The organism is Delftia sp. CH05, assembly GCF_009827015.1.
GTDB lineage: Bacteria > Pseudomonadota > Gammaproteobacteria > Burkholderiales > Burkholderiaceae_C > Comamonas > Comamonas tsuruhatensis.
In genome coordinates this window covers 19,492-39,909 of the sequence record NZ_WUMG01000029.1, presented here as the reverse complement: position 1 = coordinate 39,909, position 20,418 = coordinate 19,492, and the positions used below count along the sequence as shown (strand labels likewise).

Genomic DNA, 20,418 nt, shown 5'->3' with positions numbered 1-20,418 from the left:
AAATTCCCGGTGTGGGCTAAGCAAGTGATTCTGATGCAAACCAGGGCTGCACCTGCGGGGGCAGCGCCTGGCCGGTCTGGTGGGCACGTGTGAGCAACTGCCAGAAATAGCGGTAGCTCGCCCGGTCATGTAATACACCATCCACGCTGACGGGCGCCCAGTCGGCGGCCTCGGCGGCGGTAAGTATTTGTGCGGCCTGCGCCACTTCGTCGGCCTGGGGCGCGAACGCGGCGAGGATGGGACGGATCTGGTCCGGGTGGATGCTCCACATGCGGGTATAGCCGAGCCGCCGTGACGCCTGTGTGGCAGCGGCCTGCAGCGCCTGTGGGTTCCTGAACTCGGTGACCACGCAGTGCGAAGGCACCTTTCCGTGCGCGTGGCAGGCAGCTGCGATCTCCAGCTTGGCACGCACGACCAGCGGATGGTCGAACTGGCCGGCCGAGCCCATGGCCGAGGCGGGAATCGCGCCGCCATGGGCCGAGACGAAGTCCATCAGGCCGAAGGAAATGCTCTGCACGCGCGGGTGTGCGGCGATGTCGAAGGCACGGTGCACGGCGGCGGGCGACTCGATGAGCACATGCAGCGGCAGTTCGCGGCAGCCCAGTCGGCCCAGATGCCGCTCGGCCAGCAGCACGTCGTCCACGCTTTCCACCTTGGGCAGCATGAGGTGGCACAGGCGGTCGCCGGCCTCGCCGACGATGATGTCCAGGTCCTGCGCGAAGCTGGCGTGGTCCACGGCATGCACGCGCGCAGCCACGCGGGCACCGGGCGCGGCATCGCGCGCCAGCGAGGCCACCAGGCGCGCATGGGCGGCCTCCTGGCCCACGGGGGCACCGTCCTCGCAGTCCAGCGTGACGTCGAACACGCAGGTGCCGAACTCGGCCATCATCTCGGCCTGCAGCTGCAGGCTCTTGCGCATGCGCACTTCCACGCCGCTGTAGTGGTCGCAGACGGGCAGGTGCAGGGCACCGCCCTGCGCATCGAGCAGCACCTGGGCCGGGTGTGCGCGAGAGGGTGTGGACGTGGCGGCGGTCATGGCTTGCGCTGGGCGACGATGAACAGGCGGGGAAAAGCCAGCAGGCGCCGGCCGTCGGCGCGCACGCCGTAGGCGGCGTCCACGCGGTTTTCGTATTCGGTGAGGAAGTCGGCCTGCAGGGCTTCGGGCAGGCCTTCGACGAAGGGCTTGAGGCCGGTGCCGCGCAGCCACTGGACGATGGCGCCGGCCGAGTCCATGGGATGCTGGTAGACGGTGTGCCAGACATCGACGGCGCCGGCCTCGACGCCGGCCTGCTCCTGCGGGCCGGCCAACAGGTCGTAGTAGCTGCGGATGGGCAGGATGTCGGCCCGCACCTTGGCGGCATCGCCGATGTAGGCGGCAAACTTGGGCAGGCTGGCAATCTCGCGCATCACGCGGTGCGTGGCTTCCTGCCGGTTGTCGGGCATCTGTATCGCCAGCACGCCCCCTGGCGCCAGTTGGGCGAACAGGCGGGGTATCAGCGTTTCATGCTCCCCCACCCACTGGAGGGAGGCATTGGCATAAATCAGGTCGGGAGCGCTCTCGCCGGGGGCGGGCGTCCAGGAAGCAATGTCGGCCAGCGCGAAGCGGGCCTCAGGCAGATGCTGGCGCGCGGTGGCCAGCATCGCCTGGGAGTTGTCTATGCCGGTGATCGTGGCACCGGCATAGCGCTGTGCAAGCAGCTCGGTGGAATTGCCCGGCCCGCATCCCAGGTCCACCACATGGCGGGCCTGGGCCAAGGGCACACGCGCCAGCAGCTCGGCTGCGGGGCGCGTACGCTCATTGGCGAAACGCAGGTAAAGCGCGGGATTCCAGTCGAGCATGGCTTGCCGGCGGCTTACAGCAGGTGCTTGACGCCGTCCTGTTCGCCTTGCAGCTCGGCCAGGGTCTTGTCGATGCACTCTTGCGAGAAGGCGTCGATTTCCAGGCCTTCGACGATCTTGTACTCGCCGTTCTCGGTGGTGACCGGGAAGCCGAAGACGATACCGGCGGGGATGCCGTATTCGCCGTTGGAGGGCACGCCCATGGTGACCCATTCGCCACCCGAGCCCAGGGCCCAGTCGCGCATGTGGTCGATGGCGGCGTTGGCAGCCGAGGCAGCCGAGGACAGGCCGCGCGCTGCAATGATGGCGGCGCCACGCTTGCCGACGGTGGGCAGGAACACGTCCTTGTTCCAGGCCTGGTCGTTGATCTTGGCCTTGACGCTTTCACCGTTGACGGTGGCGAAGCGGTAGTCGGCGTACATCGTGGGCGAGTGGTTGCCCCAGACGGTCAGCTTGCGGATGTCGCCCACCTTGAAGCCGGCCTTGGCAGCCAGCTGCGATGCAGCGCGGTTGTGGTCCAGGCGCAGCATGGCGGTGAAGTTCTTGGCCGGCAGGTCCGGAGCCGACTTCATGGCGATGTAGGCGTTGGTGTTGGCGGGGTTGCCGACGACCAGCACCTTCACGTTGCGCGAGGCCACGGCGTTCAGCGCCTTGCCCTGGGCCGTGAAGATCTGTGCGTTGGCAGCCAGCAGGTCGGCACGTTCCATGCCGGGGCCGCGGGGACGCGCGCCGACCAGCAGGGCGTAGTCGGTGTCCTTGAAGGCTTGCAGGGGGTCGGAGTGGGCTTCGATGCCGGCCAGCAGGGGGAAGGCGCAGTCTTCGAGTTCCATGATCACGCCCTTGAGCGCGTTCTGGGCCTTCTCGTCGGGAATCTCCAGCAGTTGCAGAATGACGGGCTGGTCCTTACCCAGCATTTCGCCGGAGGCGATGCGAAACAGCAGGGCGTAACCAATTTGACCGGCGGCACCGGTGACGGCGACACGAACGGGCTTCTTGCTCATGATGAAACTCCAGGGATGGGGAAAAAATCAGGTGTTATCGGCGCCAGGTCGCACCAGCGTCAGAAACCAGCAGCCCGTGCTCCGCAAACAACGCGAAAGTGTACTCCCGATTTCGAAGCCCGGTCAATTTGTCTTATGTCTTATATAAGATATGATCGACGTCTGTTTCCAAGTCTTTCATCTGCGTCGCCGGGAGCCTCCCCACCCCGAACTTTTCCATGCCAGTCCTGCCTCCCCTCGCCTCAGACAACGCCGCTCCCACCATCGGCGCGGGCGCATCGACCCCGGCCTTCAGCCCTTTGTATCAGCAGATCAAGGGACTGATACTGCAAAGCCTGGAAGCGGGCGAATGGCGGCCCGGCGAACTGATTCCCAGCGAGATGGAGCTGGCCGCGCGCTTTCGCGTGAGCCAGGGCACGGTGCGCAAGGCCATCGACGAGCTGGCCGCGGAAAACCTGGTGATGCGCCGCCAGGGCAAGGGCACCTTCGTGGCCACCCACGCGGCCCAGCATGTGCAGTACCGCTTCCTCAAGCTGCAGCCCGACGCCGGCGACCAGCAGGGCGAGGGCCGTGCCGAGCGCCGCATCATCGACTGCCGGCGCCTGCGCGCATCGGCCGACGTGGCGCGCGGCCTGGCGCTGCGCAGCGGCGATGCCGTGATGCACGTGCGCCGCGTGCTGTCGTTCTCCGCAATCCCGACCATTTTGGAAGACATCTGGCTGCCGGGCCACGCCTTCAAGGGCCTGACCGCCGAGCAGATGTCCGCCTACCAGGGCCCCACCTACGCCATGTTCGAGCTGGACTACGGCGTGCGCATGGTGCGCGCCGACGAAAAGATCCGCGCCGTCCTGCCCGAGGCCGAACAGGCCCTGCTGCTGGACGTGCCCAGCACCACGCCCCTGCTGAGCGTGGAGCGCACCGCTTACACATACAACGATGTTCCCATGGAGTTACGCCGTGGCCTGTACCGCACCGACACCCATCACTACCGCAACGCGTTGAGCTGAACGATCCGTTCCCCAGAGAAGCGGGCGAAAATACGCAATTCCCAGCAAAGCTGTTTTTATTGCATTGCAATAGAATTTTGCATCGCCGCCCCTGAGCGATTACGAAGCAGTTACATCCACGAAAGTACCCTGCCATGACTGAGCAAGCCAAAAAGCGGCCAGAGTTCCGCAACATCAACTTCTTCAAGGACCTCCCCACCTACCGGTTGCCGCCGGCCGGCATCGTGTCCATCCTGCACCGCATCAGCGGCCTGCTGATGTTCATCCTGCTGCCTTTCATCCTGTGGATGATGGACATGTCGCTGACCTCGGAGATCTCCTTCGACGGCTTCACCTCGGTTTTCGCGGGTCCCTTCGGATGGTTCCTCAAGCTCGTGTGCCTGGCATTGATCTGGGCCTACCTGCACCACTTCTGCGCCGGCCTGCGCCACCTGTTCATGGACGTGAACCACCATGCGGTCAACAAGCAGTTCGGCAAGACCTCCGCCCTGGTGGTGCTGGTGCTGAGCGTGGGCCTGACCCTGATCCTGGGCGCCAAGCTGTTCGGCCTGTACTGATAGACGATCTCCCCTCACGATAAGGAAAAAGAACCATGTCCGTGAATTACGGCTCCAAGCGCACCGTGGTCGGTGCGCACTACGGCATCCGCGACTGGATGGTGCAGCGCGTCACCGGCGTGCTGATGGCACTGTTCACCATCGTGCTGCTGGCCAAGCTGATCTTCAGCACCGGCTCCGTCGGCTATGACCTGTGGGCCGGCATCTTTGCCCCGCAGTGGATGAAGTTCCTGACCTTCGCCGTGATCGTCTCGCTGGCCTGGCACGTCTGGGTCGGCGTGCGCGACATCTGGATGGACTACGTCAAGCCCGTGGGCCTGCGCCTGGTGCTGAACGTTTTCACCCTGGTCTGGCTCGTCGGCTGCGCCGGCTGGGGCATCCAGATCCTGTGGCGTATCTGATAGAGACTCGGTCTCCACGATTGAAGGTTAAGAATGAGCTACTCCAAAGCAAACATCACCAAGCGCAAGTTTGACGTCGTCATCGTCGGCGCTGGCGGCTCCGGCCTGCGTGCCGCGCTGGAACTGTCGCGCGCCGGCCTGTCCGTGGCCTCGCTGTCCAAGGTCTTCCCCACGCGCTCGCACACCGTGGCCGCGCAAGGCGGCGTGTCCGCTTCGCTGGGCAACATGAGCGAGGACAACTGGCACTACCACTTCTACGACACCATCAAGGGCTCCGACTGGCTCGGCGACCAGGATGCGATCGAGTTCATGTGCCGCGAAGCGCCCAACGTCGTGATCGAGCTGGAACACTTCGGCATGCCGTTCGACCGCAACCCCGACGGCACCATCTACCAGCGCCCCTTCGGCGGCCACACGGCCAACTACGGTGAAAAGCCCGTGCAGCGCGCCTGCGCCGCGGCCGACCGTACCGGCCACGCCATGCTGCACACGCTGTACCAGCAGAACGTCAAGTCCAAGACCAACTTCTTCGTGGAGTGGATGGCGCTGGACCTGATCCGCAATACCCAGGGCGACGTGGTCGGCGTGACCGCCATCGAACTGGAAACCGGCGACCTGTACGAGCTGCACGCCAAGGCCGTGCTGCTGGCCACGGGTGGCGCTGGCCGCATCTTCCAGGCATCGACCAATGCCTTCATCAACACCGGCGACGGCCTGGGCATGGCTGCACGCGCAGGCATCCCGCTGCAGGACATGGAGTTCTGGCAGTTCCACCCCACCGGCGTGGCCGGCGCGGGCGTGCTGCTGACCGAAGGCTGCCGCGGCGAAGGCGCCATCCTGCTCAACAGCGAAGGCGAACGCTTCATGGAGCGCTACGCTCCCACGCTGAAGGATCTGGCACCGCGCGACTTCGTGTCCCGCTCCATGGACCAGGAAATCAAGGAAGGCCGTGGCTGTGGTCCCAACAAGGACTACATCCTGATGAAGCTGGACCACCTGGGCGCCGATACCATCCGCAAGCGCCTGCCTTCGGTGGAAGAGATCGGCCACAACTTCGCCAACGTGGACATCACCAAGGAACCGATTCCCGTGGTGCCCACCATCCACTACCAGATGGGCGGCATTCCCACCAACATCAACGGCCAGGTCGTGGTGTGGGACGGCCAGCAGAACAACGTGGTCAATGGCCTGTATGCCGTGGGCGAATGCTCGTGCGTGTCGGTGCACGGCGCCAACCGCCTGGGCACGAACTCGCTGCTGGACCTGCTGGTCTTCGGCAAGTCGGCCGGCAAGCACATCGTGCAGTTCGTCAACGGCTTCGGCGACCACAAGCCCGTGCCGGCCGATGGCTCCGAGCGCACGCTCACGCGCCTGAACCAGCTCGACGACTCCAAGGAAGGCACTTACGCCCAGGACCTGGCTGGCGACATCCGCGCCACCATGCAGCAGCATGCCGGCGTGTTCCGCACGCAAAAGAGCATGGACGAAGGCGAAGTCAAGATCAACGCCATCCGCGAACGCGTGGGCTCCGTGACTCTCAAGGACAAGTCCAAGGTCTGGAATACCGCCCGCATGGAAGCGCTGGAAGTGGACAACCTGATCGAAGTGGCCCAGGCCACCATGATCTCGGCCGCTGCCCGCCACGAATGCCGCGGCGCCCACACCGTGTACGACTACGAGCATCCTGCCGACCACGCCGAGTTCCCGCTGGGCCGCAATGACAAGGAATGGCTCAAGCACACCCTGTGGTACAGCGCCACCAACAGCCTGGACTACAAGCCCGTGAACCTGAAGCCCCTCACGGTGGACAGCGTGCCGCCCAAGGTCCGCACGTTCTAATCCAGCAGCCCACGAGAGAACAGACAAATGAAGCGCACTTTCAAGATCTACCGCTACGACCCGGACAAGGATGCCAAGCCCTACATGCAGACCGTCGAGGTCGAGCTGGACGGCCACGAGCGCATGCTGCTGGACGCCCTGGTCAAGCTCAAGGAGATGGACCCCTCCATCTCGTTCCGCCGCTCCTGCCGCGAAGGCGTGTGCGGCTCGGACGCGATGAACATCAATGGCAAGAACGGCCTGGCCTGCCTGACGAACATGAAGACCCTGCAGGGCGACATCGTTCTCAAGCCCCTGCCCGGCCTGCCCGTGATCCGCGACCTGATCGTGGACATGACGCAGTTCTTCAAGCAGTACCACTCGATCAAGCCGTACCTGCAGAACGACAGCTTCGCGTCTCCCACCAAGGAACGCCTGCAGTCGCCTGAAGAGCGCGAAGAGCTCAACGGCCTGTACGAGTGCATTCTGTGCGCCAGCTGCTCCACCAGCTGCCCCAGCTTCTGGTGGAACCCCGACAAGTTCGTGGGCCCGGCCGGCCTGCTGCAGGCCTACCGCTTCATCGCGGACAGCCGCGACGAGGCCACGGGTGACCGCCTTGACAACCTGGAAGATCCGTACCGCCTCTTCCGTTGCCACACCATCATGAACTGCGTGGACGTGTGCCCCAAGCACCTGAACCCCACGCAGGCCATTGGCAAGATCAAGGAACTGATGGTCCGCCGGGCCATCTGATGACCATGACGAATACTCTGCTCGACGAACGCGAGCGAGACCTGCTGCGCTGGCGCTGCCGGCGCGGCCTGGTCGAGAACGACCTGTTCATCGCGCAGTTCTTCGCCACCTACGGAGACCAGCTCACGCGGAGACACGCGAGCGGTCTGTCTGCCTTGATGGACCTGGCAGACAACGACCTGATGGACCTCTTCTTGCGCCGCAAGGAGCCTGAAGGTGAACTCGATACCCAAGAAATCAGGGAAGTTCTGGAACTGGTGCGCAAGCGCAAGCCCGGTTCTCTCCCGCTAGTAGGCTAGGCAATCTAGAGAAGGAAGTTTGGAAATGAAACTCGCAGACAACAAAGCAACGCTGTCTTTCAGCAACGGCGCCCCCAGCGTCGAGCTGCCCGTCTACCAGGGCAACGTCGGTCCCGACGTGGTGGACATCCGCAAGCTGTACGCGCAGACCGGCATGTTCACCTATGACCCGGGCTTCCTCTCTACCGCCTCGTGCCAGTCCGCCATCACCTACATCGATGGCGACAAGGGCGAGCTGCTGTACCGCGGCTACCCCATCGAGCAGCTGGCCAAGAACTGCGACTACCTCGAGACCTGCTACCTGCTGCTGTACGGCGAGCTGCCCAACGAGTCGCAGAAGGCCGACTTCGTCGAGCGCGTGACCAAGCACACCATGGTCAACGAGCAGATGCAGTTCTTCCTGCGTGGTTTCCGCCGTGACGCCCACCCCATGGCCGTCCTGACGGGTCTGGTCGGCGGCATGTCGGCCTTCTACCACGACAACATGGACATCAACAACGCCGAGCACCGCGACATCGCCGCGATCCGCCTGATCGCCAAGATGCCCACGCTGGTCTCCATGGCCTACAAGTACGGCATCGGTGCGCCGTACATGTACCCCAAGAACGACCTGAGCTACGCCGGCAACTTCATGCGCATGATGTTCGGCAACCCCTGCGAGGAGTTCAAGGTGAACCCCGTGGTCGAGCGCGCGCTGGACCGCATCTTCATCCTGCACGCAGACCACGAGCAAAACGCCTCCACCTCCACCGTGCGCCTGTGCGGCTCGTCGGGCACCAACCCCTTCGCCGCCATCTCGGCCGGCGTGGCCTGCCTGTGGGGCCCTGCCCACGGCGGCGCCAACGAAGCCTGCCTGAACATGCTGGAATACCTGCAGGCCAACGGCGGCGTTGCCAAGGTCGGCGAGTTCATGGAACAGGTCAAGGACAAGAACAGCGGCGTCAAGCTGATGGGCTTCGGCCACCGCGTCTACAAGAACTACGACCCCCGCGCCAAGCTCATGCAGGAAACCTGCAATGAAGTGCTGGCCGAACTGGGCCTGGAAAAGGACCCCCTGTTCGCCCTGGCCAAGGAAGTCGAGAAGATCGCCCTGGAAGACGACTACTTCGTGCAGCGCAAGCTCTACCCGAACGTGGACTTCTACTCCGGCATCGTGCAGCGCGCCATCGGCGTGCCCGTGAACCTGTTCACCGGCATCTTCGCCCTGGCCCGCACCGTGGGCTGGATCGCCCAGCTCAACGAGCAGATGGCCGACCCCGAGTACAAGATCGGCCGTCCCCGCCAGCTGTTCACGGGCTCCGTGTCCCGCGACGTCAAGCCGATCGGCCAGCGCTGATCGCAGGTCCGGGCATCAGCGGCCCGGCACCCAAAAGCCCCATGCCTTTGCATGGGGCTTTTTTCATGGGCGAGTCCACCGTTCCAGAAGGCCACGCCACTCCTAGGAACACCATTCTGGCTATCGTGGCATGGATCTCGATTGATCACATCTACCCTAAGGTGACCGTTGACCCTCCCTGAAACGGGATGGAGGCGCAGCGCAATGCCCGCTGCCGTTCAACGCAACCCCGGGACTCACATGCTTGTCGAAATCACCAAGGACGGAATGCTCATCCATGCGCGCGTCAAGAATGCGCGCAGCCCCGCCATCGAGAGAGGAAAGCGGACCGCCGCCATCACCGGCATCGTCGTGCACCAGACCGATGCCAACACGGCCCAGTCTTCGCTCAACAGCTACAAAAACCCGAAGGCCAATGCGGCACACTTTCTCATCGACAAGGACGGCACCATCTACCAGACGGCGGCCATCTACCAGCGCACCAACCATGTGGGGCCGCTGAAGGCAAGATGCCTGCTTGTGGGGAAATGCAGGGCCAGGGACTATGAAGGACTGAAGGCAAAAGGGGTACACCGCATCGAGATGATGAAGGCTCCTGGTGAACGCTATCCGAGCAATATGGAGGCCATAGGTATCGAGATGGTCGGCCGAGCGGAGTTGCCGAAGGGGTTCAAACCTTCCTCCAACGAAGCGGATTTGCCCCCCGAGAGATTGCGAGGAGAGCGCGGCCTCTATCCCGCCCCGACCCAAGCTCAGAACCGGTCACTGACATGGCTTGTTGAAGCACTGCAGGACTCCATGCAACTGTCGCCCGGTGAAGTCTTCAAACATCCCGAGGTAAGTTGGAAAAATCTGACCGAAGCAGAAGGTGCAAACTGGAACCTTCCTACGAACACACCATGAAGTACCACCAATTTTTTTGGGCAATAACTTCAGCGATGGTCGTGGCCTCAACGATTCATGCTGCTGACGCCCGGTATTCTGCAAAGAACATCCAGAAAATCAATATCTTCGTCCCCTCATCAAGCAACCCCGCTTGGGAGGATAAAAAATGGCTCGATTGCGACGATGTGATCCTGACCGAGGAGGATGTGCGATATGCATTGCAGCATATACGCCGAATTTCGGAAAAAGCCTATTTCAGCGAAGAAAACATGGATAGATCCGGATGCTCCGGAGGTGCGTCCGTCACGTTCAAGAGCGGAAAGATCATCGTCATGGATATCGAGCCAACAGGGCGAATCAGAATCTTCGAGGCGAACAGGAAGCTTGAACCCCTTGGAGTACCCTCACGCTACTACGACTGCGCTCCTTGCAACAAACGCAAGATGAACCTGCTGCAAGACGCCTTGGACCGCGCCACGGAAAGGCGGCTCAAGGAGCTGAAGAGGCAGGGCCGGCTCCCGCCTTGAGTCACGGTCTGGTCTTCTCTTGCGCGCCTGTTTTGGCAATGGCTCTGACGCTTTACTCAACGCTTCATGCGGCCGAAGCCAGATAGCCGCTCAGGCACGCGCCACCGGCCCGGCTGCAACGGCTGGCGGCGTGGTGAACAGCCTGCTGGTCGGCCGCGCCGCCTGGCCTGAGCGCCCGGGCCAAGCCCCCTGCTTCACGCAGCGGCGCGGTTTCGCCGACAATGCCCCCCCGGCCCTCGTGGCCGGGCCTTTCTTGCGCCGGGGTTCCGGCCCCAGCCACTCCCTGTACACCATGAACTTTGCCTCCCTCGGCCTGAGCCCGGCGCTGGTCTCCAGCCTCCAAGACCTGGGCCTGGTCGATCCCACGCCCATACAGACCCAGTCCATCGCCCCCGTGCTTGCGGGCCGCGACCTCTGGGCCTGTGCGCCCACGGGCTCGGGCAAGACGGCCGCCTACCTGCTGCCGCTGCTGCAGCGCTGGATGGATGGCGGCAAGGCCCAGGGTGCCCAGGGCGGCTTTGTGCGCACCCTGACCACGCTGATCGTGGTGCCCACGCGCGAGCTGGCCCAGCAGGTGGGCGAGACGCTGTCCGACCTGGGCCGCGCGCTCAAGCAGCCGCCGCGCATCGGCGTGGTCTATGGCGGCGTGTCCATCAACCCGCAGATGATGATGCTGCGCGGCAGTGCCGACTTCCTGGTGGCCACGCCGGGCCGCCTGCTGGACCTGGTGGAGCACAACGCCGTGCGCCTGTCCGCCGTGCGCCATCTGGTGCTGGACGAGGCCGACCGCCTGCTGGACCTGGGCTTCCAGGACGAGCTGCAGCGCGTGCTGGCCCTGCTGCCGAAGCAGCGCCAGACCCTGCTGTTCTCGGCCACCTATCCCGATGCCGTGCAATCGCTGGCCACAGGCCTGCTGCACGATCCCGTTCAGGCCCGCGTCGATGCCGCCGAAGGCCAGGATGCCGCCAGCCCCCAGAGCATTGCCCAGCGCGCCATTGCCGTGGACCGTGCGCGCCGCACCCAGCTGCTGCGCACACTGGTACAGGGGGAGACGGCGCCCGGCACCGACCCCGCCACGCTGGAGCGCGCCCTGGTCTTCGTGGCCACGCGGCACACGGCCGAACTGGTGGCGGAAAAGCTCTACAAGGCCGGAATCTTCGCCACGGCCTTCCATGGCGACCTGAGCCAGGGCGCACGCAAGGAAGCGCTGGCCGACTTCAAGGCCAGGCGCTGGCAGGTGATGATCACCACCGACCTGGCGGCGCGCGGCATCGACATCACCCAGCTGCCCCTGGTCGTCAACTACGACCTGCCGCGCTCGGCCACCGACTATGTGCACCGCATCGGCCGCACGGGCCGGGCGGGCGAGGATGGCACGGCCATCAGCTTCGTGACGCCGGCCGACCAGGCGCACTGGGCGCTGATCTGCAAGCGCAACCAGCTGGACCTGGCGCTGGAGCAGTTGCCGGGCTTCGAGCCTACCGAGCCCGTGCCGCCGCCCCCGGTGGCGCAGGACGGCAACGGCGGCATCAAGGGCCGCCGCCCCAGCAAGAAGGACAAGCTGCGTGCCGCGGCCGCCGAAGCAGCCGAGACCGCAAAAAAGAACTAAGCGTTTCCGGTTCAGCCCGCGCCGCCGCGCCCGCCAAAGCGATCCCGGTACGCCACCGGGGTAATGCCCAGGTGGCGCACGAACAGGTGGCGCAGCGCCTGCTCCGAGCCCAGGCCCACGCGCGCGGCCACGGTCTTGAGCGGCAGATGGGCCTGGCTTTCCAGCAGTTGCTTGGCCGCCTCCAGCCGCGCGCTCTCCACAAAGGCCGTGGGGCTTTGCCCGGTTTCCTGCTGGAACACGCGGCGCAGGTGCCGCTCGCTCATGTGCGCCTGCTCGGCCATCTGCGCAAGGGTCAGAGGCTCGGCCAGATGGGTCATCACCCACTGCTGCACGGCCTGCACGCCGCCGTGCTGCGCGGCCTGGGCCGCCAGCGGCACGCTGAACTGCGACTGGCCACCGGGACGCTTGAGGTACATGACCAGGTCACGCGCCACCTCCAGCGCCAGCGCGTGGCCGAAATCTTCTTCGACCACGGCCAGGGCCAGGTCGATGCCGGCCGTCACGCCGGCCGAGGTCCACAGCTGGCGGCTGCCTTCGCCATCGCGGATCTCCTCGCGCAGGTAGATGGCATCGGCATCGACCTGCACGCGCGGATGGCGCTGGGCCAGTTGCGCCGTCACGCTCCAGTGCGTGGCCGCGCGCCGGCCGTCCAGCAAGCCCGCCTCGGCCAGGAAGAAGCTGCCCGAGCACAGCGCAATCAGCCGCTGCACGCGTGGCGCCACGCGGCCCAGCCAGGCGACCAGCTCGGCCGAGCCGCCCAGCACCTGCTCGATATGGCGCGAGCCCACGACGACCACGGTGCAGCCCATGCCTGCAGCCTCCAGCCCGGCCAGCGTGTGGGTGGCCTCCAGCGACATCAGCGTGTCCGAGCGCACGGGCCCTTGCCGCTGCGAGACCACGCGCACCTCGTAGCCGTCGCTCTGGCCGCGCGCGCGCAGGTGCACGTTGGCATAGTCGAACACCGACATGGGTCCTATGGCCTCCAGCGCCTTGAAGCCGGGGTAGACGACAAGATCGATGCGGTGGGCGCTGGCGTGGCGGTGGTCCATGGGAAACGGCGGGCTCGGAGGCGGTCAGGGTGGAAAGAATGGGGCGGACTATACGAAAAGACGCAAGCACCCACGGCCAGCAGGCCCGGCCGACGCCGGCCACACCCCTCAGATTCGGACATATCACCTGGGGCTGCGGCCATGATGCGGCCGGGCCGCCCGGCCATGGCCTACATTCAAGGCTTCGCGGAGCGCGCGCACTGCCGTTCCTGAGCCACCCCGACAGAAAGACACGCCCATGAAATCCAAAGCCGCCGTCGCCTTCAAGGCTGGAGAACCCCTGCAGATCGTCGAGATCGACGTGGCCCCCCCGAAGAAGGGCGAGGTCCTGATCAAGATCACCCACACCGGCGTCTGCCACACCGACGCGTTCACGCTGTCGGGCGACGACCCGGAAGGCATCTTCCCCGCCGTGCTCGGCCATGAAGGCGCGGGCATCGTCGTCGAGGTCGGCGAAGGCGTGACCAGCGTCAAGCCCGGCGACCACGTCATCCCGCTGTACACCGCCGAATGCGGCGAATGCCTGTTCTGCAAGAGCGGCAAGACCAACCTGTGCGTTTCCGTGCGCGCCACCCAGGGCAAGGGCGTGATGCCCGACGGCACCACGCGCTTTTCGTACAACGGCGAGCCCATCTACCACTACATGGGCTGCTCCACCTTCAGCGAATACACCGTGGTCGCCGAAGTCTCGCTGGCCAAGATCCACCCCGATGCCAACCCCGAGCAGGTCTGCCTGCTGGGCTGCGGCGTGACCACGGGCCTGGGTGCCGTCAAGAACACCGCCAAGGTCCAGGAAGGCGACACCGTGGCCGTGTTCGGCCTGGGCGGCATCGGCCTGGCCGTGATCCAGGGCGCCAAGCTGGCCAAGGCCGGCCGCATCATCGCCGTGGACACCAACCCCTCCAAGTTCGACCTGGCACGCACCTTCGGCGCCACCGACTGCGTGAATCCCAAGGATTTCGACAAGCCCATCCAGCAGGTCATCGTCGAGATGACGGGCTGGGGCGTGGACCACAGCTTCGAATGCATCGGCAACGTCAACGTGATGCGTGCCGCCCTGGAATGCGCGCACCGCGGCTGGGGCCAGTCGGTCATCATCGGCGTGGCCGGCGCGGGCCAGGAAATCTCCACACGCCCCTTCCAGCTGGTGACGGGCCGCAAGTGGCTGGGCACGGCCTTCGGCGGCGTCAAGGGCCGCAGCGAGCTGCCCGGCATGGTCGAGCAGGCCATGAGCGGCGAGATCCAGCTGGCCCCCTTCGTCACGCACACCATGGGCCTGCCGGAGATCAACGAGGCTTTTGACCTGATGCACGAAGGCAAGTCCATCCGCTCCGTCGTCGTGTACTGAAGCTCCCCCTGAGGCGCTGCGCGCCCTCCCCCGTTGCACGGCGCCTCTCTACTCGCTACGCGAGGGAGGGGGACGACGCCCTCGGCTGGGCGCCCCCGCCGCGAGGCGGCTCTTGCTCGGCGCCTCTCGCCTGGGCAGCGCCAGTTTCATGGGCCGTTGACCGTGTATAGCGTATCAACTCCCATCTTTGAATGCTGCATGCACCGCTTGCCAAGGTGCCCGTAGCATTTTTCTTTTTGAGGAACACCATGTCCGCACTGCCGCCCCTGGAACTCAAGAACGCCCATGCCTGCTTCGGCGGCGCACAGCGTTTCTACGAGCATTTCTCCGCCGAGATCGGCCTGAACATGAAGTTCTCGGTCTTCCTGCCGCCCAAGGCCGTGGCCGGCGAGAAGGTGCCCGCCGTGCTCTACCTGGCCGGGCTGACCTGCACCGAAGAGACCTTCATGACCAAGGCCGGCGCCCAGCGCCTGGCCGCCGAACTGGGCATTGCGCTGATCGCGCCCGACACCAGCCCGCGCGGCGCAGGCATGCCCGGCGAGGCCGATGCCTGGGACTTCGGCGTGGGCGCGGGCTTCTACCTGGACGCCACCACCAAGCCCTGGGCGCTGCACTGGCGCATGGAAAGCTATCTGCTGGGCGAGCTGCTGCCGCTGATCGCCGCACGCCTGCCTATTGACGCGCAGCGGCTGGGCATCTTCGGCCACTCCATGGGCGGCCACGGCGCGCTCACGCTGGCGCTGCGCCATCCGGGCCGCTTCAAGAGCCTGTCGGCCTTCGCGCCCATCGCCAACCCCGTCAACTGCCCCTGGGGCCAGAAAGCCTTCTCAGGCTATCTGGGCGATGACCGCAAGGCCTGGGAAGCCCATGACGCCAGCTGCCTGATGGCCGCCCAGACTCAGGCGCCCTACCCGGCCGGCATCCTCGTGGACCAGGGCCTGGCCGACAAGTTCCTGATCGAAAAGCAGCTGCTGCCCGAAGCCTTCGAGGCCGCCTGCGCCCAGGCCGGCCAGCCGCTGACGCTGCGCCGCCACGGCGGCTACGACCACGGCTACTACTTCATCCAGAGCTTCATTGATGACCATCTGCGTCATCATGCAGAACAACTGAACACCCCCTGAGGCGCTTCGCGCCTTCCCCCTCTCTCGCTTCGCGGGAGGGGGACGACGCCATCGCCGCGAGGCGGCTCTTGCTCGGCGTCCCTGTTTTTTTGGCCGCGCCAGTTTCAAAGGGTGATGCGCCCAACAGGTGCAGGGCAGCTTGCCTCAACCTGGCCTATGGCCAGCGCGCATGTCCTGCGCAATACGCTCCAGTACCTGCGGCAGCTCCTTCACGCTGGCGATCACGTGGTGGGCGCCGGCTGCGCGCAGCTTGGCCTCGGCGCGGGCCACGCGCTCGCGCACTTCTTCGGCGGGGGCGGCGGCCAGTTCGGCGGGGGAGTAGCCGACTTCGTTGCCGGACAGGGTCAGGCCCACGGTCCACATGCCGGCGTTGCGGCCTTCCTCGATGCCGGGCACGGTGTCGTCCACCTTCACGCAGGCACGCACGTCGCCGATGCCCAGCGCCAGCACATTGGCCAGCGCCATGAAGGGGCCGGGGCGGCCGCCTGCGGCCATTTCATCGCCGGCCACCACATGGTCGGGAGCCAGGCCGTTGGCCGCTGCCTGGGGCAGCAGCTGGTTCAGGACTTCACGCGGATAGCCCGAGCACGAGCCCACCTTCAGGCCCTGCGCGCGCAGCCAGCCCAGCAATTCAGGCGCGCCTTCGATGGGTGCCGAGAACTCGCCGACCTTGGCGATCTGCATGGGCATGAAGCGGGCGTAGATGGCATCCACGTCGGCGTCGCCAGGCGGCTGGCCGAAGGCCTTGTGCCATTGCGCGCGGATGCCCTCGTCCTGCAGCAGCTCGTGGATGTGCTGCCACTTGGACAGGCCCATGGGGCCGCGTGCCTGGGCCAGGGTGATGGTGATGCCGAAGCTGGCAAAGGCCTCGACAAAGATCTGCGTGGGCGCCAGCGAGCCGAAATCGACCAGGGTGCCGGCCCAGTCGAAGATGACGGCCTGCAGCGGCGACAGATCGACGGCGGCGGCGGTGGAGACGGTGGTGTGGTTCATGGTGCTTTTTGACAAGGAAAGAGGTTCAAACAGAAGAGGGCCGCACGCGCCTGTTCATTCCAGCGTGCGGATGAAATTGCGCCCGCGCGGGCCGGATGCGGCCGACTGCAGCAGCTGCTGCCACTCATCCCCAGGCACGCCGTAGTGGGCGGGATCGGTGGCCACGCCCAGGCCTTCGAGGAAGTTGCGCAGGCGCTGCACGGCCAGCTCGCCCGTGGCGGCATCGAAGATGGACAGCAGGGCCGCATCGGCCTCATCGTCAGCGCCCAGGGCCATCTCCAGCACCAGCGGCAGGCTGAACGAGCAGGCAATGCCGTGGGCCACGCCATGGCGCAGCGTGATGTCGTAGGACAGCGAATGCGCCAGCGCCGTGCGGGTGTTGGAGAAGGCCAGGCCGGCCATCAGGGCGGCCTCGGCCATGCGGCTTCGCAGCGGCAGGCTGCCCAGGTCCTGCATCAGCGCGGGCAGCGTGGCCAGGGTGCGGCGCGCGGCGCCCACGGCCAAGGTGGTGGAGACGGGATTGCGGTGCCGGTTCCAGATGGACTCCAGCGCATGCGACAGCGCGTCCAGCCCCGAGGCCAGCGTGGCGCCGGCCGGCAGGCTTTGCATGAGCTGCGCGTCGATGATGGCGGCCTCGGGCCAGGTCCAGTGCTGATGCAGCGAGTGCTTGCGGCCAGCGGCCTGGTCCCAGATCGTGGCCCAGGGCGTGACCTCGCTGCCCGTGCCGGCCGTGGTGGGAATGGCGATCAGCGCCTTGTGGCCTGCGGCCGGCAGGGCCAGCCCCTGCTCCAGAGCCTGCAGCAGTTCGCCGAAACGCCGCGTGGGCGTAGCGCACATCAGCGCCTTGGCCGAGTCGATGGCGCTGCCGCCGCCCAAGGCCACGATGCACGGGACCTCGGCGTATTCGCGGTGCACGCGGTCATACAGCGGGGCCAGCCACTGCACATCGGGATTGGGCGCAATGCCGTCCACCACGCCGCGCAGCTGGCTGCCCAGCCGTTGGCGCAGCTGCTGCACCAGGCCCAGGGATTCGGCCTCGGGAAACGTCACCAGCAGGCAGTCGCGCCCGGCCAGCAGCTCGGGCAGGCGGTCCAGGCGGCCGGGGCCGGCATGGATGGCAACGGGGTTGTGATAGGTCCACACAAATCGGTCCTTTGAATGAAACGGGGGCGCCGGGAAAAGCGCGGCCCTCAATGGCGGGTGCCCTGCTGGATGCGACGGCGCAGCCAGTGGGAGATGAGATCGGCCGCGATCACCATCACGGTGATGACCACGATGCAGGTGGCCGTCTCCTGGTAGCGGAACAGCTTGAGGCTGCCGACCAGCTCGAACCCCAGCCCGCCCGCGCCCACCATGCCCAGCACCGTGGCCGAGCGCAGATTGACCTCGAAGCGGTAGAGCACGACCGCGATCCAGGCCGTGATGGCCTGCGGTATCACGCCGAAGACGATGAGCTGCAATTGCGTGGCGCCTGCGCTGCGCAGGGCCTGCAGCGGGCCGTCGTCGATCTCTTCGATGCTCTCGGCGAAGAACTTGCCCAGCATGCCCATGCCATGCAGGGCCAGGGCCAGCACGCCGGGAAACGGCCCCAGGCCCACGGCCGAGACAAAGACCAGCGCCAGGATCAGCTCGTTGATGCTGCGCACCACGTTCAGGAACTGACGCGTGATGCGCCGCAGCCAGTGCCAGCCATGCAGGTTGCTGGCCGCGATGAAGGACAGCGGCAGCGCCAGCACCACGGACAGCAGCGTGCCCCAGATGGCGATCTGCACCGTCTCCAGCGCGGGCGCCATCAGGCGCGGCAGCATGCTCCAGTCCGGCGGCACGGAGCGCGCCACGAAGTCTGCGATCTGGGGCATGCCTGCCGCCAGTTCGCCCCAGCTCATCTGCGCGCCGCCCGCGCTCCAGTGCAGCACCCAGGCGATGGCCAGGGCCGCAGCCGCATAGCCTGTCCAGCCCAGGGTGCCGTGGGGGCGCGGCGCGGTCCATTGCCAGCGGTCGCGCGGCTCGGGGCTCCAGGAATTGGCGCTGGTCATCACAGTCCTCCTGCGGGCGCGCTGGCCCGCATCCACGAGGCAGGCACCGGCGCCTGCGCATGCAGGCCGGCAGGCCCTATGGCCGCCGTGCCCGGTGGTGTGTCCGGTTCTGCGCCCTGCCCTGATCCTTGCCCTGCAGTGGGCTGCGCATGGTAGATGGCCTGCAGCGCGGCCTCGTCCAGCGCCTGCGGCGATCCGTCAAAGACCATGCGGCCCTGGGCCAGGCCCAGCACGCGGTCGCCGAACTCCCGCGCGTAGTCCACCTGGTGCAGGTTGCAGACCACGGCAATGCCCAGCTCGCGCGTGGCATCACGCAGGTACTGCAGCACGCTGCGCGCGGTCTTGGGGTCCAGGCTGGCCACGGGCTCGTCGGCCAGGATGACCTGGGGCTGCTGGGCCAGCGCGCGGGCAATGCCCACGCGCTGCATCTGCCCGCCCGACAGCGCCTCGGTGCGCTCCAGCGCCTTGTGGGCCAGGCCCACGCGCTCCAGGCACTGGTCGGCCAGGCGGATATCGCTTTCGCGGAACAGCTGCAGCACCGAGGCCAGGGTGCCGGTCTGGCCCAGGCGCCCGGTCAGCACGTTCTTGCGCACCGACAGGCGCGGCACCAGGTTGTGGTGCTGGAAGACCATGGCCACGTGGCGAGCCAGCTCGCGCCGGCTGTGCCTGCCGCCGCCCAGCATCAGGTCCATGCCGCCCACCTCCAGCGTGCCGCTGTCGGCGCGGGCCAGGCCGTTCATGCAGCGCAGCAGCGTGGACTTGCCGGCCCCCGACAGGCCCAGCATGACGACGAACTCGCCGGGCTGCACATCCAGGTCGATGCCATGCAGCACATGGTTGCTGCCATAGCTCTTGCGCAATTGGCGGATGCGGATCATTTCATGCTCCCGAGGTCCAGCTTCAGGGCCTTGGCCGTCTGGCGTACCACGTCGTAGGCCTTGTCATCCGTGGCCGCGAAGCCGTCGAGCACGCCCTGGTCGCCCCAGGGCAGGTCCTTGACCTCGGCCAGGGCCGCAGCCACCTTCTGCTTGGTGCCGGCGTCCAGGTTCTTGCGCCAGGTCATGGGCGACTCGGGGATGGGCTGGGAGCGCCAGACGATCTGGAAGTCCTCGCGCTTGACCAGGCCCTTGTTCACGGCGGAGTCGAAGATGCGGTCGGCCACGGCCGCCGCATCCACCTTGCCGTTGGCCACGGCCATGATGCTGGCGTCGTGCGAGCCCGAGAAGATCACGCGCGAAAAGCCCTTGTCCGCATCGAAGCCCTCGGCCATCAAACCCGCCTTGGGAAACAGGTGGCCCGACGCCGAGGTCGGGTCCACAAAGGCAAAGCTGCGGCCCTTGAGATCGGCCACGCTGGCCGGGCCCTTGTCCTTGCGGGAGATCACCATGCTGTGGTACGCGCTCTTGCCCGTCTTCTTGGTCACGGCCACGGCAAAGGCCTCGGCGCCTGCCACCTGGTTGGCCAGCACGTACGAGAACGGGCCGAGGAAGGCGATGTCGATCTTGTTGGAGCGCAGCGCCTCGATCACGCCGTTGTAGTCATTGGCCACGAAGGGCCGCACCTTCATGCCGGTGCGGGTGGCCAGCTGGTCCATGACCTGCTGGCTGGCGCGGATCATGGCCTGCGCGTCCTCCGAGGGGATCAGGCCCACGCGCAGCTCGGCGCTCTGGGCAAAGGCGGCAGTGGTAGCGGTGGAGGCGGTGGCAGCCAGGGCCAGCACGGCGCCGGCATGGCGCAGCCAGGTCTTGCGGTTCATCTTCATGGGAGCGTTCCTTTGCATCAGGTCAGGCACATCGGCGGATCGGTGGATCCGTGAATCGCCGGTCAAATCGCCAGGCG

Annotated in this window: 21 protein-coding genes; 12 read left to right on the top strand and 9 right to left on the bottom strand. The window is 66.1% G+C overall.

The window, feature by feature from the left end:
• Positions 1 to 16: 16 nt before the first annotated feature.
• From GRX31_RS20235 to GRX31_RS20225, 3 genes are read right to left on the bottom strand one after another with little or no spacing between them, the layout of a single operon-like run.
• Complete coding sequence (locus GRX31_RS20235) at positions 17 to 1,036, bottom strand: HpcH/HpaI aldolase/citrate lyase family protein (protein WP_012204351.1); 1,020 nt, start codon at positions 1,034 to 1,036, stop codon at positions 17 to 19.
• The gene (gene tam, locus GRX31_RS20230; protein ID WP_013803434.1) at positions 1,033 to 1,839 is read right to left on the bottom strand and encodes a trans-aconitate 2-methyltransferase; all 807 of its coding nucleotides are present in this window, start codon (positions 1,837 to 1,839) and stop codon (positions 1,033 to 1,035) included. Before tam ends, GRX31_RS20235 begins: the two co-directional genes overlap by 4 nt.
• A gap of 14 nt (positions 1,840 to 1,853) precedes the next feature.
• Positions 1,854 to 2,840: a malate dehydrogenase gene (locus tag GRX31_RS20225; protein ID WP_012204349.1), complete on the bottom strand. Its 987-nt coding sequence runs from the start codon at positions 2,838 to 2,840 to the stop codon at positions 1,854 to 1,856.
• A 218-nt stretch (positions 2,841 to 3,058) separates the two neighbouring features.
• On the opposite strand from GRX31_RS20225, the gene GRX31_RS20220 reads away from it, so the two are divergent.
• The 10 genes from GRX31_RS20220 (at position 3,059) to GRX31_RS20175 (ending at position 12,032) form a co-directional block, all read left to right on the top strand.
• Positions 3,059 to 3,847, top strand: coding sequence for a GntR family transcriptional regulator (locus GRX31_RS20220; protein ID WP_016453929.1), 789 nt, complete (start codon positions 3,059 to 3,061; stop codon positions 3,845 to 3,847).
• A 134-nt stretch (positions 3,848 to 3,981) separates the two neighbouring features.
• The gene (gene sdhC, locus GRX31_RS20215) at positions 3,982 to 4,404 is read left to right on the top strand and encodes a succinate dehydrogenase, cytochrome b556 subunit (RefSeq protein ID WP_016450200.1); all 423 of its coding nucleotides are present in this window, start codon (positions 3,982 to 3,984) and stop codon (positions 4,402 to 4,404) included.
• 35 nt (positions 4,405 to 4,439) lie between these two features.
• Positions 4,440 to 4,805 carry a succinate dehydrogenase, hydrophobic membrane anchor protein gene (sdhD, locus tag GRX31_RS20210; RefSeq protein WP_012204346.1) on the top strand — a complete coding sequence of 122 codons (366 nt, stop codon included), beginning with the start codon at positions 4,440 to 4,442 and terminating at the stop codon, positions 4,803 to 4,805.
• A 33-nt stretch (positions 4,806 to 4,838) separates the two neighbouring features.
• Positions 4,839 to 6,644, top strand: coding sequence for a succinate dehydrogenase flavoprotein subunit (gene sdhA / locus GRX31_RS20205; protein WP_016450199.1), 1,806 nt, complete (start codon positions 4,839 to 4,841; stop codon positions 6,642 to 6,644).
• Positions 6,645 to 6,671: 27 nt separating this feature from the next.
• Complete coding sequence (locus tag GRX31_RS20200; protein ID WP_012204344.1) at positions 6,672 to 7,376, top strand: succinate dehydrogenase iron-sulfur subunit; 705 nt, start codon at positions 6,672 to 6,674, stop codon at positions 7,374 to 7,376.
• Complete coding sequence (locus GRX31_RS20195; protein ID WP_012204343.1) at positions 7,376 to 7,675, top strand: FAD assembly factor SdhE; 300 nt, start codon at positions 7,376 to 7,378, stop codon at positions 7,673 to 7,675. The genes GRX31_RS20200 and GRX31_RS20195 overlap by 1 nt, the downstream gene beginning before the upstream one ends.
• A 25-nt stretch (positions 7,676 to 7,700) precedes the next feature.
• The gene (locus GRX31_RS20190; RefSeq protein ID WP_016450198.1) at positions 7,701 to 9,011 is read left to right on the top strand and encodes a citrate synthase; all 1,311 of its coding nucleotides are present in this window, start codon (positions 7,701 to 7,703) and stop codon (positions 9,009 to 9,011) included.
• A gap of 240 nt (positions 9,012 to 9,251) precedes the next feature.
• Positions 9,252 to 9,914, top strand: a complete 663-nt coding sequence (locus tag GRX31_RS20185; RefSeq protein ID WP_237426735.1) for a peptidoglycan recognition protein family protein — start codon at positions 9,252 to 9,254, stop codon at positions 9,912 to 9,914.
• Complete coding sequence (locus tag GRX31_RS20180) at positions 9,911 to 10,423, top strand: hypothetical protein (protein ID WP_046987324.1); 513 nt, start codon at positions 9,911 to 9,913, stop codon at positions 10,421 to 10,423. Before GRX31_RS20185 ends, GRX31_RS20180 begins: the two co-directional genes overlap by 4 nt.
• Before the next feature lie 292 nt (positions 10,424 to 10,715).
• The gene (locus tag GRX31_RS20175) at positions 10,716 to 12,032 is read left to right on the top strand and encodes a DEAD/DEAH box helicase (protein ID WP_202396655.1); all 1,317 of its coding nucleotides are present in this window, start codon (positions 10,716 to 10,718) and stop codon (positions 12,030 to 12,032) included.
• Positions 12,033 to 12,043: 11 nt separating this feature from the next.
• Here GRX31_RS20175 and GRX31_RS20170 read toward each other — a convergent pair whose 3' ends face one another.
• Positions 12,044 to 13,081, bottom strand: a complete 1,038-nt coding sequence (locus tag GRX31_RS20170; RefSeq protein WP_016453932.1) for a GlxA family transcriptional regulator — start codon at positions 13,079 to 13,081, stop codon at positions 12,044 to 12,046.
• A gap of 238 nt (positions 13,082 to 13,319) precedes the next feature.
• Between GRX31_RS20170 and GRX31_RS20165 the strand changes: the two genes are divergently transcribed.
• A complete protein-coding gene (locus GRX31_RS20165) occupies positions 13,320 to 14,429 on the top strand; it encodes an S-(hydroxymethyl)glutathione dehydrogenase/class III alcohol dehydrogenase (protein WP_012204334.1) in 1,110 nt (369 codons plus the stop codon).
• 248 nt (positions 14,430 to 14,677) lie between these two features.
• Positions 14,678 to 15,550: an S-formylglutathione hydrolase gene (gene fghA / locus GRX31_RS20160; protein ID WP_160854449.1), complete on the top strand. Its 873-nt coding sequence runs from the start codon at positions 14,678 to 14,680 to the stop codon at positions 15,548 to 15,550.
• Positions 15,551 to 15,694: 144 nt separating this feature from the next.
• Here the strand turns inward: fghA and phnX are convergent, their stop codons facing one another.
• Genes phnX through phnD form a run of 5 tightly spaced genes read right to left on the bottom strand, consistent with a single transcriptional unit; the run spans position 15,695 to position 20,341 of the window.
• A complete protein-coding gene (gene phnX / locus GRX31_RS20155) occupies positions 15,695 to 16,543 on the bottom strand; it encodes a phosphonoacetaldehyde hydrolase (RefSeq protein ID WP_160854447.1) in 849 nt (282 codons plus the stop codon).
• 54 nt (positions 16,544 to 16,597) lie between these two features.
• Entirely contained in the window at positions 16,598 to 17,686 is a 1,089-nt protein-coding gene (gene psrA, locus GRX31_RS20150; protein WP_046240397.1) for an iron-containing alcohol dehydrogenase PsrA, read from the bottom strand.
• 47 nt (positions 17,687 to 17,733) lie between these two features.
• On the bottom strand, positions 17,734 to 18,579 hold the full coding sequence (gene phnE / locus GRX31_RS20145; RefSeq protein ID WP_160854445.1) for a phosphonate ABC transporter, permease protein PhnE: 846 nt from the start codon (positions 18,577 to 18,579) through the stop codon (positions 17,734 to 17,736).
• On the bottom strand, positions 18,579 to 19,457 hold the full coding sequence (gene phnC / locus GRX31_RS20140) for a phosphonate ABC transporter ATP-binding protein (protein ID WP_160854443.1): 879 nt from the start codon (positions 19,455 to 19,457) through the stop codon (positions 18,579 to 18,581). The genes phnE and phnC overlap by 1 nt, the downstream gene beginning before the upstream one ends.
• A complete protein-coding gene (phnD, locus tag GRX31_RS20135; RefSeq protein WP_016450188.1) occupies positions 19,454 to 20,341 on the bottom strand; it encodes a phosphonate ABC transporter substrate-binding protein in 888 nt (295 codons plus the stop codon). The genes phnC and phnD overlap by 4 nt, the downstream gene beginning before the upstream one ends.
• Positions 20,342 to 20,418 lie beyond the last annotated feature (77 nt).